This is a genomic window from Bacillus sp. V2I10, from assembly GCF_030817055.1.
Lineage (GTDB): Bacteria > Bacillota > Bacilli > Bacillales > Bacillaceae > Bacillus_P.
The window spans coordinates 3,279,474-3,291,544 of record NZ_JAUSYV010000001.1 but is presented as its reverse complement, the minus strand read 5'-3'; the positions used below and the strand labels follow the sequence as shown (position 1 = coordinate 3,291,544).

Here is a 12,071-nt window from a genome sequence, read left to right as displayed (position 1 = left end):
AGTAGACACATTTAAAAAAGCGCATTAATCTGTCTACTAGGAGGGGGTATTTTTTATGGAGAAAAAAGCAGAGACTTATGATATATCGTTTAAGAAAAAAGCGGTGGATTTATATCATCAAAAGAAGAATTATTCAGCTGTTTCCAGAGAATTAAACATTCATCGAAAAAACATACAACGGTGGGTTAAACAGTTTAGTGAAGATGGAATTGTTGGTCTTAGAGAGAAACGCGGAAGAAAAAGTGGGTCTGGTAAAGTCTCTCCATCTACTATTGAAAATCCTCAAAAGAAAATAAAGCGATTAGAAGCTGAGAACGAACTGTTAAAAAAGCTTTTAAAGATGTGAAAGGGGGAATTGATTTAGAACCTAGTAATCTATTTCAAATCATTGATGATTTATCTAATCATTCTATACAGCTACTTTGCCATCTGGCTAAAGTATCAAGAAGTGGATACTACAAGTGGGTAAAGCGTAAAGCATTACCTTCGGAAAAGCTGCGGACAACATCGGCCATCTCACCCACCTCCATGCACGAAACACGTCACTGGCTCTGATATCTCCATTTCCCAAGCTCCAACGCTACAAGGAACGTATGGGATGGAACATTCCTTGGTACTCCCCCTTCGATAGCGACTTTAACTATGACTTTCATGCTACGCTGGACGAATCCGTCGCTCCGATTCATACCTCCTTCTTTATATAGCTTTACTGCATAATTCATTCCTGCGTGATTTTTGTGATATTTCTTTAACCGACCTTTAAACTTTCCTTCCTTCTTGGCCAGCTCAATCCCTTCATGCTGTCGCATGCGGATAAGATCCCGTTCTAGCTGATTCACACCCGCCATAACTGTAATCGATGCAGCAATAGAATCAAATGACTTACCTAAAGAAGTAATGATTACTGGTGTGTTGGTCGGCACTTGCTCGAACAACCATTCTACTTTATTATCGAACATTCGAACACAACCACTACTAACGTATCCGCCAATTGAGTTCGGATTGTTATTGCCATGAATGGCATACGTTGTACAAGTATGTTCCCCTCGCATTTAATCCAAGCCAGCGGTTGCCAAGAGGATTTCGCGGATCACCACCTGGAATGTTGTCCTTGTAGTAAGGTCTGTTCACAATTTTATTCACAATCTTAAATTTCCCTTCAGGTGTAAGTGATTGACTTCTGCCTGTGCCCACCCTAAACACTTTTTTCAGCTGACTGTTTTCATAATATTCAAGCTGATTATTGCTCTTGTTGATGATTCCTGCTGCAGATGCAGAACTCAAATCTAAACTGAAAATCATAAGAAAAGATAACATAAAAAGAATAAACATTTTTTTAATCACAGTTACCATCCCCCTAATTCTAATTCACTCTGTATTCAACCTATATAACGAAGTTAATTTCAATATTATTCCATAAATTAACAATATTTTGAAAATAAAAAAGCACTAAGATTCTATTTCCTAGCGTTGATACTCATACCATCTATACTCTTTCCAAAAGTTCAGCAAAATCGATTAACGATTTATTGAACTAAAGGATCAAGTTACTTAAAAAAGGAAATATGATTCTTTTGAAGAATTATTTTGTTGATAAATTATTTGAAATTTGTAAATGGTTTAGTAATGAAAGGGGAATTAGGATATGAAAATGTTGCAAGCCATTCCAGCTTTACCAGTGAGAGATATTAAACGAAGCTTAGATTTTTATTGTGAAAAGCTTGGTTTTTCCCTGGGCTACCATGAGGGTGGTTTCGCGGTGCTTCTTTATAATGATGTTCGCCTAATCCATCTTTGGGAAGCCAGTGATGAAAGCTGGCGTACTCGCAGCAACTCAACACCGGTCGTTTCAGGTGCAGAATCGTTTATTGCAGGAACTGCCAGTTGTCGAATAGAAGTAGAGGGTGTTGATGAACTGTATCAACACATACAGCCGTTGGGTATTTTGCATTCAAATGCGAAACTAAGTGACCAGTGGTGGGGAGTACGTGATTTCGGTGTATCTGACCCCGACAATAATCTAATAGAATTTTTCGAAAATTTAAAAATTGATAAGTAACTCCACTTGTCATTGAATTAACAGGTGCATTTGTTGAATAAATTAATCCTAATTTCTCATTTATGAAACAGAGAGATTGGGATTTTTCTTGCTGTAATATCCTTAACGTTGTAAATTCACGGCATTCTACAACCAGCAGTTAGCGATAAAGATCCTTCTTTAATCATTGTTATTAATTGGCTATTGATTCAAGAGAAAAAGCGTCGTATATGATATAATAGAAGAAAGAATATTTTCAAAGAAAGAGCCTTAAACTATGATCTATAATATAAAAACTGGACATTTAGAAAATATTTGTTTTAAGATCCTTAATAAAACTGATGTTAGAAAGTACAGATTAAATCAAAGAAACGGCTGGTTTGATTGGGATACCATTATTAAACATGAAATAAATAAAGTGTTTGGATTGTTTGTTGAAGGGAAAGATGAAATACAAGGGGTTATCGCAATACAAGAGCAGACAGAGAACCAAATTATCCATATAGTACTAATGGAATCTGCACCTCACAATAAATTTCAATCTTCAAAACAAGTTTATAGCAGTGTTGGAAAGAATTTATTAGCATTTGCGATGTGTGTCAGTTTTTCTTATAAGGAATTTGAAGGATATGTAGGACTCTATGCGAAATTAAACTACAATGAACTTTACTATAGTAAGTTAAAAGCCAATTTAGCAAATTATCATCAAGGTAGGCCATATATGTATTTCGATACTGAAGCCTCACAAGAATTAGTTTCTAAGTACATGCCGGGAGGTTATAGACTATGCCAAAAGTAAAGGATTTTGTCTTTGTTAAAAGTCCAAGAGGTATAACGGCATTGAGGGAGGAACGAAAGATATTGAGAAATAAAAATCGTGTTGTAGATGATATGGATCAAGCCTTTCCAGATGGGATTTTTACCGATCCAACAGTAAAATTACCTAATATTCGTTTTAGAGATATGGACAAATACTGCAAGGCAACTGGAAAAAAGCCTGATGAACTATCAGAAGAAGAACTCGATAACTTTAGAATAAAATAAATAAAAAGAGCATGATCATAAGCGATTATGTTCTTTTTTGTTGTATCAGAATCTAAACTTATTTTAAAATCTTCCGCCCATATCTAACGTTCATAAAACCTCCCACTTCTTGAAAAGAACTTAATGGGATACCACCAGCAAAACGCGGAAAACGTACGTTAAGCAAATACGACACAAATCTACTATTTATAGGTAATTAATTAAAATTTTGTAAATATGTGTAGAAATATTAGTAAAAATGTTATATATTAGGAGGGTGCTAAATACATAGAAAGTTGGCGATGAGAATTGAAAAGAATTTATGGATTACTTGGCGTTGCTTTATTGGCTTCGACTATTGCAGGTGGTAATACCTATGCAGCTAGTAAAAGCTCAAGTGATGAGCTTAAATTTAATTGGGAAGAGGCTTGGGAAAATATAGAGAACGATCCTAATTATTATCCACAAACTGTTGATTTTGTAGAAGAAGACACTAGTGATTCTTCTGAAATGAGAACTGCAAGCTTTAGTAATTATGCTACTGGTACTACAAATTTAAGATTTAGTAATTACTATGTATATAGCAAGGGTGTAACAAACGGACAGCATCTTTGGACAACTACATCAGCACAAACAAATCTAAGAAATGTTGATGCTGGATATATTACTATTAAGGGTCCGAGAGATACAGCAGTTGCTTTCGGAGATGCAGTCTCTGAAGCTAAAAAGAAATATATTCCACTTGATGGAAATTTCTTTACTGGTATGACACTCCATACTGCAACAATGAATGGAGCAATATATGAAAAAGCTACTTCCGATAGCGATATATTTTAATAGGGGAATTTAAAAATTGTAGCGCTGTTATTTACAGCGCTACAATTTTTAATGAAAGGAATATATAATATATGAAAAAAGTTCATATGGTTATAACACTATTCTTATTATTAGTGTTAACATCTTGTAAAACTGATGAAGAGGCAGTTGATAGAAAAATGAATAATAAAGAAGACCTACTCTATCTTAATAAAGATAATGAGAGTGTTATCGTATCAAAAAAAATGGAAATGTTAAATGAATCTCATAAAGTTGCATCAACATCATCAGGTGATTTCACAAAAGTCTTAAGTTTTGTTCCAAATGATGAGTATATAAAAAAACAATCAGTACGTGGAGATGAAATTTCTTATTTAAAATTACCTATATCAAAGTCTACTATGTCAGGTAAATTAATTTATGAAAATAATACAAAAGACAATATCACTGTTCAGCCTATATTTCTACAAGGAAATGATAATATTTTAATAAAACCTTCAAGTTCTTCAAAATGGGTTCCTTCCATTTTATATGATGTTCCTCCTCATACATCAATTACTATTAATATTGATTTAAAATGGGGCAAAAATGGAATGCAAGAACTAACTTTTTTTCCTTTAGAAAAAACCAGTGACGTATATCGTTATAATGGCAGTATTCTTTCTAGCTATCGTTTCTTTGCACAAAGCGAAGATATTAATTTAACTAAAGAAATGCTACAAGATCAATCTTTTAGCTTAGAACAGAATAAAATGACTTCTGAACAAAATTACTTCCCAGAACCTGATTGGATTGGAGAAAATAATAACGCATTAGATTATTTAATTAAGAAAGATTCTCCCCTAACAAGTGATAAAATCAATGGTTTAAAATTTGATGCTGTTCCATATAATACGACTTTTGATTTATTGCTTGTTGACGAATTTGGGAACAGTAGTTTACTTAAAGAAGATGTTAAGATTAAGAAAAATAAGACAACGTATGTAGCTTTAGATCAAACCGATTTAAATAAAATGTATAAAAAATCTATAAGACAATTTATATTCATAATGAATAATCGGGAAGAAAAAATTATGGCTGATATAAAAGCTGTGGAATTAAACATAAAACCATTCCCTACCACCTATCAAAGAGTTATTGAATTTTACAAAAGTGATAAATGAAAATTTGAATTATTTATTAAAAATAAATACTCTTCAACACTTGAAACTTCCGTTCGAAAAAATTGACGGAGTTTTAAGTGTTTTTTGAAGTGGTGATTTTTTGTTAGTTATCTTCTTCAGTATGTAAAATAAATTTTATTGTAAGCTAATACAACACAATATTAATTGTGTTGTATTAGCTATATCTAAAGGTTATAGTTAAGTTGGTTAATGCAACACAATTGGTATCAAATATGTCTAATTCTAATGCAACACAATTATTCTTAGCGAGGTCAATGACTATGAACTTAATAGAGGGTTTCATTTTTTATCTGCAGCAAGAAAGAAAAAGTATAAATACGATTAAAGGCTACCTCTTAGATGTTCAACAATATCGTAAATGGTTTGAGGAATCGTATGGATTAGAATGCAGCGCATTATATCGACAAAATATCTTAGAATACATAAGTTTTTTAAAAAATGTTAAAGTCCAAAATGCTAGAACCATAAATCATAAGATTAGTAGCCTTTCAAAATTCAATACGTTTCTTATTGATCAAAATGTACAAGAGGAAAAAGTGATTTATAAAACGGATATGCTTAAAGTTCAAAAAGCTTATGCTTCTCCTACAAAAGTTACCGAGATAGAAGTAAAGCAGTTCCTGCAAACCATCTTGGAAAGCAAAAATAAACGAAACTACGCAATTGTTGTTCTGCTAGCATACAGCGGACTAAGGATCTCTGAAGCCTTATCCATAAAATTAAGAGACATGAACCTACAGACTGGGGAATGTATTATCAGAAATGGAAAGGGAGAAAAACAGCGTATCATCCTTTTAAATAGTAGGATTACTCATGCAGTAAGGGAGTATCTCAAAGAAAGGGATTGCTCCGTTGTTGCTCAGGAATCGCCTTACCTCTTTATTAGTAAAAAAAGAGCAATACTAGATCGCACGGTTGTTAACCGCCTTTTTAAAACGTATAGCTCAACTATTACACCCCACCAACTCCGTCACTTCTTTTGTACGAATGCAATTGAAAAGGGGTTTAGTATCCATGAGGTTGCCAATCAAGCAGGTCATTCGAATGTAAATACGACTCTTTTATATACAAATCCCGACCAAAAAAAATTAAAAGGTAAAATGGAATTGTTATAAGAGATAGGAGGATACGTATGAGGGGAAAAGAATTACTTACGCCGGAACAACGGGAAGAATTTTTGCGTCCATCCGATATTACAGAATGGGATCTAGCCACCTTTTACACCTTTTCCAACCATGATCTAGAAATAATCAACCGCCATCGAAGGAATCACAATCGTTTGGGGTTTGCTGTTCAATTATGTCTGCTTAGGTATCCCGGGTGGTCCTTAACCGATGTAAAAGAAGTAAATCCATTGATTTTATCTTATTTAGCAAAACAGCTAGATGTAAACCCTGATTCATTTTCATTGTACGCTCAAAGGGAGCCTACTAGGCGTGAACATCTTGAAGAAATTAGACAAGAATACGGATATCAAAACTTCTCATTAAGTGAGTATCGGTATCTCTCCCGTTATTTATTTCAACAGGCCATTGAAAATGGAAATACGTTGCATCTGATTCGTCAAGCTATTGAGAAGTTGCGTAAGAGAAAAGTTATTTTACCTGGTATGACTACCATTGAAAGGATTATTTGGGAGGCTCGAGATCGTGCAGAAAAATGGATTTTCAAAAAAATCAACAATGCACTTTCAACGAAACAAAAACAACAATTAGATTCTCTATTAGAACCTACAATGAAAAATGGAAAAACTCCATTAGCGTGGTTAAAAGAATATCCAGGCACTTCCTCACCTGATACATTCTTAAAGGTAATTAAACGATTAGAGCTTATTCGAGAACTCGAGTTAAAGATCAATACCCATGCTATTCATCCCAATCGCTTCCGCCAATTATCTCGATTAGGTGCTAGATATGAACCGTATGCTTTTCGTCGCTTTAAACCGGACAAGAAATACAGTGTATTAGTAACTTACATATTGGATTTGAGCCAAGACTTAATTGATCAGGCGATTGATATACATGATAAACAGATTGTTTCTCTTCAAAGCAAAGGTCGAAAAGCACAGGATGAAATGCAGAAGCAGAATGGAAAAACTGTAAATGAAAAATTAATTCATTTTACAAATTTAGGATTAGCTCTTATAAAGGCAAAAGACGAAGGTCTTGATCCTTTTGAAACGATTGAAACAGTTATGCCTTGGGAAGAAATGATTCAATCAGTTGAAGAAGCTAAGGAGCTTTCACGTCCGTCTAATTATGATTATCTTGACTTGTTAGAACAAAGGTTTTTTTATCTGAGAAAATATACACCAACTTTACTTAAATCTATAGAATTTCGTTCTACTGCGGCAGCTCAACCTTTGCTGAAGGCTCTGGATACAATACATGAAATGAATGAATCAGGAAAACGCAGGATACCAGAAGGCTCACCCTTAGGATTTGTTCCATGATGGGAGAAACATGTTTATGATGAAAACGGTACTATTAATCGACATTATTATGAAATGGCAGCATTAACAGAATTGAAAAATCACATTCGTTCCGGAGATATTTCAGTAGTTGGCAGTAGGCAACACAAGGACATTGAAGATTATTTTGTTACAAAAAAACAATGGCAAGATGATTACTCCAAAGGTATTAAACTGGCTGTACCGATCTCTGCCGAAAACTACTTAGCTGAGAGAGAAAAATCGTTGAATCAACGTCTTCATTGGCTATCAAAAAACAGTAATGACTTGGAAGGTATTAGTTTGGATAAGGGAAAACTACATATCCAACGACTAGAGAAAGATGTTCCTGAGGAAGCTAGAGATTTTAGTTTATCCCTCTACGCTATGCTTCCTAGAATTAAACTTCCTGATCTATTAACGGAAGTAACCAATTGGACTGACTTTGATGAGCAATTTATCCATGCTTCAACGGGACGAATTCCTGACAAAGATGAGAAGAGAATACTCCTGGCCACCTTAATGGCTATGGGCACCAATATTGGGTTAACTAAAATGGCTGAAGCCACTCCGGATGTATCTTATCGCCAAATGGCTAATACCTCTCAATGGAGAATGTACGAGGATGCGATGAATCGGGCTCAAGCGCACCTTGTCAATTTTCATCACAAACGGGCACTGTCATCCTATTGGGGTACTGGAACGACGTCATCTTCTGATGGTATGCGTGTCCAGGTAGGCGTTTCATCTTTACATGCTGAGGCTAATCCTCATTACGGAACAGGAAAAGGCGCTACAATCTATCGCTTTACAAGTGATCAATTCTCTTCCTTCTATAATAAGGTTATTAATACCAACGCTAGGGACGCTGTTCATGTAATAGATGGATTACTTCATCACGAATCAGATTTAAGCATTGAAGACCATTATACGGACACAGCAGGATACACCGACCAAATTTTTGGTTTAACCCATCTATTAGGTTTTCGGTTCGCTCCTCGACTTCGAGATATATCAGACTCAAAGCTATTTACAATGGATCCACCTAGTGCTTTCCCTGAACTTCAATCCCTTTTAAAAGGGAAGATTGACCGTAAAGTAATTCGTGAGAATTACGACGATGTATTACGCGTTGCCCATTCCATTCAAGTTGGAAAAGTATCAGGCGCTCTTATAATGGGAAAGTTGGGTTCCTATGCTCGGCAAAATAAGGTTGCAAAGGCTTTACGAGAAATGGGAAGAATAGAAAAAACCATATTTATTATGGATTATATTGCGGATGCCTCGATGCGACGGAGGATACAAAAGGGACTAAATAAGGGAGAAGCCATGAACGCATTAGCCCGAGCAATTTTCTTTGGCAAGCATGGAGAGCTTAGGGAACGTGCCTTACAAGATCAGCTTCAACGGGCTAGTGCATTAAACATCATCATTAATGCCATTTGTGTATGGAACACTGTCTATTTGGAAAAAGCTGTTGCCGTTTTAAGAGAAAAAGGAGAATTAAAAGAAGAACTATTGAATCATATTTCACCATTGGGGTGGGAGCATATTAACTTCCTTGGAGAGTATCGATTTGAATCTAAAGCTCGGACAACCGTCGATTTACTTCGCCCTTTAAATATGAAATAAAAAATAGCCGGTTTTCTTCTTAACGTACTGAAGATCGGCTATTTTCATGTCGAATTTTGCTTAGCGTACGTTTTCCGCGTTTTGCTGGTGGTACCCCGTATAGAGTCTGTTGTTTTAGTTGATCGAGTTGTTGTAGTATTTTCTATTTTCGGTACTGTTTTTATTTTATTTTCAGTTTCGTTTTCGGCTTGTAACGCCTAAATTCAATGTCACATAAATATATATACTATGTGTGGTATTTTATGGAGGTGAGTGTATGCACCAATGCAGTTGTTGTCACGGTGCAGGATGTTGTCGTTATTGTGGTGGGGCTGGTATGTGCTGTTGTTGTAGTGGACGTGGATGTCACCACTGTCAGGGAAGTGGATGTTGCCCTTGTTGTCACGGTGGCAGAAGATGTGGTTGTTGTGGTGGATCAGGTGTTCAACCAATGTAAAGAGAGATAAAAAATCAGCCAAGCGCTTTTTAAGAAAAGCCTTGGCTTTTTCTCATGTTTTCACTCATCGTATGAAAAGAACGTTTAATGTCACTTTGTAGGGATTTAAATAACTGTAGCATCAATACAAGAACATCCTACAGACAAGAAAAAGGCACTTGAGGAATATGAGTTCATCTATACTCTAAGCTTAGCTTGATAGGCATGTGGTGGTACCCCTTAAAGCGCTAAAATTGCAGTTGGAACGGATCGGTTCAACAAGTCGAGAGGATTATGATTTATTCAAGAATCCCAGCCAGCTATCAAGCAGTGCCATTTGTCGCCGGTTAGATATGAGCTGGCGCGATATAGTCGCACATATCGGCTTGAAACCGGCACGAGTGCTTTTGCCTAAAGAAGAATTATTAAAGGTATTGGAAGACGAATTTGAGCGTTTAGGAAGCTTTAAAAAGGAAGTATACCGAGAAAAACGCAATAAGAAGCAGTTTCCGGCTCAAGAGTTTTAACCAATCATTTGAAAATGTCGTGGGCAGAAATCATAAACCCGTGTGGTGCTTCAGAAATTAGGGAATATGTGGCTGATGATGTGAGTGATCAGGAATTAATAGATGAGTATAAAAAAATTAGCGCGGAAATCGGACAACCGGCTACCATCGAGGAATTGAAAAAAAGTACGGCGTATACAAATGAGATTTACAGACAGCATTTCGGAAGCCAATTACGAAAAGCTTGTGGATTTAAGGTGAAAACAAAGCGTGCAACCCCTGTTATTACGAAAGATGATTGTAAAAGAGAATTGTTAGGAATTTACCGTAAGTATGGCCGTGTTTCCTATAGTCAGGTAAAAGAGAAATCGACTATATCTATGTCAACAATCATCCGGAAATTTCATACGACCAAAATTAATGAAATATGGGAAAAAGTCTTAACAGATGAAAATAAGGAATAGACTTTTGCAAGTTGTGTTTTCACTTTCGCCGTGGTTTACGCGCATCTTGAAAGCTATGTTTCTTCCTATGTTTTCAATCAATAAAAGAGCGCTGAAGATGCCCTTCAGCGCTTTTATTGTGCTGTCCATTTCTCGAATGATGGGATCCGTAGATAGCCCTTTTTGGTGAGGTTGCGATATTTCACAACCCCTTTTAATTTTGAATCCAAATAAATAAAATCATCCGTTTCTGTCCGGATATGTTTTTTATATTCCGCATATAGTTTTTTTCGGTCTGCTGGTTTCATAAATTCCATTAAGCCAGCAGGTGATCCATCTTCAAAAGAGAGCAGCACACCAAATTCTTTTTTGCGCAAGCCAGTGATCAATATGTTTTCATACTGATAGTTGATTACTTTCAGCCATTGATCAGAGCGAGTACCAGGACGATACTTTGAATCAGCTTTCTTTAAAACGATCCCTTCAAGACCTTGTTCCTTGATCAAATCAAAGTATTGACTGCCGTGGCCTTCTATATGCTGCACATAAGCAATTCTATTGTCTGTAGGAAGAATGCTTTCCAGAAGCGTTTTTCGTTCAATTAAAGGCTTATTCATCATGTTTTCGTGCTTATAATATAAAATATCAAACACGCAATATTGAATGGCATGCAATGATTTTGAAGACTGAAATCGTTCCATCATTAGTTCCCAATTGGGCTTGCCTTCGTGATCCGTTACAATAATTTCACCATCGAGAATAGTACCGGAAGGAATATCGATCGTATGCAGCTCTTTGAATTTCGAGCTTACATCGTTTTTGTGCCGTGTATATAATTTCACCTTTCCATCGAATTTAGAAAGGGTTAATCTGATGCCATCAAGCTTTAGTTCCGTTAAAAACTTTAAATCAGAAAAAGCTTCATTCGATTTATGAAGCAACATAGGAGAAATATACAAATAAACCACCCCATTTTATTATAAAGGTTTAAAAGAACATAGTAATTAGTGGAGTTTTGGAATTGCAGGGGGAAGTTGATAAAAATACAGCTGTATCTAACCAACAATTTTGACCTTCAGGTCAATAGGGATAGTCTTTAGGCTTCGATCTTCGATCGAATTAAAAGCTGTCGGTGGTCCTGTTTGTCTGCCTTTCGTCGTCTAATCGTAGCATGGCAACGGGGCGAGTCAAGGCACGTAAAAAAATTTGATAACAATTTTTTCCTTTTCGCCTTGACTAGCCCCTTTCTGCCATGCTGTTATTCGTCTCTGACGAAAGGAGGTGACATGGAGATCATCTTCCAAGCAATCGCAACGATTGCCAGCTGTATCAGCGCGGCTTACGCGGTTCGGAACTTCCACCGGACGCACCCCAAGAAGAAGGGGAAGCACCGCAAGTAAAACAGGAGCCGGGGCGAGAGAAACCTTGCCCCGGCTTCAGTACGTTCTGTAAGCCATAGGTACAGGTATCCTACAAAACAATTAGTCAAAGATAATCGCAATTGTAAATTATATATTTTTACATTCATCTAATATGCACCTTTATTAATACTAATAAAGGGATTA

General features: G+C 36.0%; 13 protein-coding genes and 2 pseudogenes. 12 read left to right on the top strand and 3 right to left on the bottom strand.

The genetic code is table 11. The annotated features are described in order from the left end of the window. The first annotated feature begins 55 nt into the window (after positions 1-55). Both QFZ72_RS16615 and QFZ72_RS16610 read left to right on the top strand, forming a co-directional pair. Positions 56-346, top strand: a complete 291-nt coding sequence (locus QFZ72_RS16615) for a helix-turn-helix domain-containing protein (RefSeq protein ID WP_307435283.1) — start codon at positions 56-58, stop codon at positions 344-346. A gap of 133 nt (positions 347-479) precedes the next feature. After that, the gene (locus QFZ72_RS16610) at positions 480-704 is read left to right on the top strand and encodes a DUF899 family protein (protein WP_307439820.1); all 225 of its coding nucleotides are present in this window, start codon (positions 480-482) and stop codon (positions 702-704) included. On the opposite strand, the pseudogene QFZ72_RS29540 reads toward QFZ72_RS16610, so the two are convergent. Beyond that, positions 684-1,052 (bottom strand): annotated as a pseudogene (locus tag QFZ72_RS29540) (L,D-transpeptidase); the annotation flags it as partial. The gene QFZ72_RS16610 and the pseudogene QFZ72_RS29540 overlap by 21 nt on opposite strands. Beyond that, positions 1,006-1,344, bottom strand: coding sequence for a L,D-transpeptidase (locus tag QFZ72_RS16595; RefSeq protein WP_307435280.1), 339 nt, complete (start codon positions 1,342-1,344; stop codon positions 1,006-1,008). The gene QFZ72_RS16595 and the pseudogene QFZ72_RS29540, both read right to left, overlap by 47 nt. Before the next feature lie 301 nt (positions 1,345-1,645). Between QFZ72_RS16595 and QFZ72_RS16590 the strand changes: the two genes are divergently transcribed. The 10 genes and pseudogenes from QFZ72_RS16590 to QFZ72_RS16545 all read left to right on the top strand — a co-directional run bounded on the left by QFZ72_RS16590 (position 1,646) and on the right by QFZ72_RS16545 (position 10,527). Further along, positions 1,646-2,059, top strand: a complete 414-nt coding sequence (locus tag QFZ72_RS16590) for a bleomycin resistance protein (RefSeq protein ID WP_307435277.1) — start codon at positions 1,646-1,648, stop codon at positions 2,057-2,059. Positions 2,060-2,315: 256 nt separating this feature from the next. Then, entirely contained in the window at positions 2,316-2,837 is a 522-nt protein-coding gene (locus tag QFZ72_RS16585; RefSeq protein ID WP_307435274.1) for a hypothetical protein, read from the top strand. Beyond that, a complete protein-coding gene (locus tag QFZ72_RS16580) occupies positions 2,825-3,082 on the top strand; it encodes a nucleoside triphosphate pyrophosphohydrolase family protein (protein WP_307435272.1) in 258 nt (85 codons plus the stop codon). The genes QFZ72_RS16585 and QFZ72_RS16580 overlap by 13 nt, the downstream gene beginning before the upstream one ends. A gap of 288 nt (positions 3,083-3,370) precedes the next feature. Beyond that, the gene (locus QFZ72_RS16575) at positions 3,371-3,898 is read left to right on the top strand and encodes a hypothetical protein (protein WP_307435269.1); all 528 of its coding nucleotides are present in this window, start codon (positions 3,371-3,373) and stop codon (positions 3,896-3,898) included. Between the two features lie 71 nt (positions 3,899-3,969). Next, positions 3,970-5,040 carry a hypothetical protein gene (locus QFZ72_RS16570; RefSeq protein WP_307435267.1) on the top strand — a complete coding sequence of 357 codons (1,071 nt, stop codon included), beginning with the start codon at positions 3,970-3,972 and terminating at the stop codon, positions 5,038-5,040. A 281-nt stretch (positions 5,041-5,321) separates the two neighbouring features. Continuing rightward, positions 5,322-6,176: a tyrosine-type recombinase/integrase gene (locus tag QFZ72_RS16565; protein WP_307435264.1), complete on the top strand. Its 855-nt coding sequence runs from the start codon at positions 5,322-5,324 to the stop codon at positions 6,174-6,176. A gap of 17 nt (positions 6,177-6,193) precedes the next feature. After that, positions 6,194-9,142, top strand: a pseudogene (locus QFZ72_RS16560) (Tn3 family transposase). A 242-nt stretch (positions 9,143-9,384) separates the two neighbouring features. Further along, entirely contained in the window at positions 9,385-9,588 is a 204-nt protein-coding gene (locus QFZ72_RS16555; protein WP_307435261.1) for a hypothetical protein, read from the top strand. A 223-nt stretch (positions 9,589-9,811) separates the two neighbouring features. Continuing rightward, positions 9,812-10,084 carry a hypothetical protein gene (locus QFZ72_RS16550; protein ID WP_307435258.1) on the top strand — a complete coding sequence of 91 codons (273 nt, stop codon included), beginning with the start codon at positions 9,812-9,814 and terminating at the stop codon, positions 10,082-10,084. 80 nt (positions 10,085-10,164) lie between these two features. Next, entirely contained in the window at positions 10,165-10,527 is a 363-nt protein-coding gene (locus QFZ72_RS16545) for a homing endonuclease associated repeat-containing protein (protein ID WP_307435256.1), read from the top strand. A gap of 113 nt (positions 10,528-10,640) precedes the next feature. On the opposite strand, the gene QFZ72_RS16540 is transcribed toward QFZ72_RS16545, so the two are convergent. Continuing rightward, the gene (locus QFZ72_RS16540) at positions 10,641-11,465 is read right to left on the bottom strand and encodes an ATP-dependent DNA ligase (RefSeq protein WP_307435254.1); all 825 of its coding nucleotides are present in this window, start codon (positions 11,463-11,465) and stop codon (positions 10,641-10,643) included. Between the last annotated feature and the right edge of the window lie 606 nt (positions 11,466-12,071).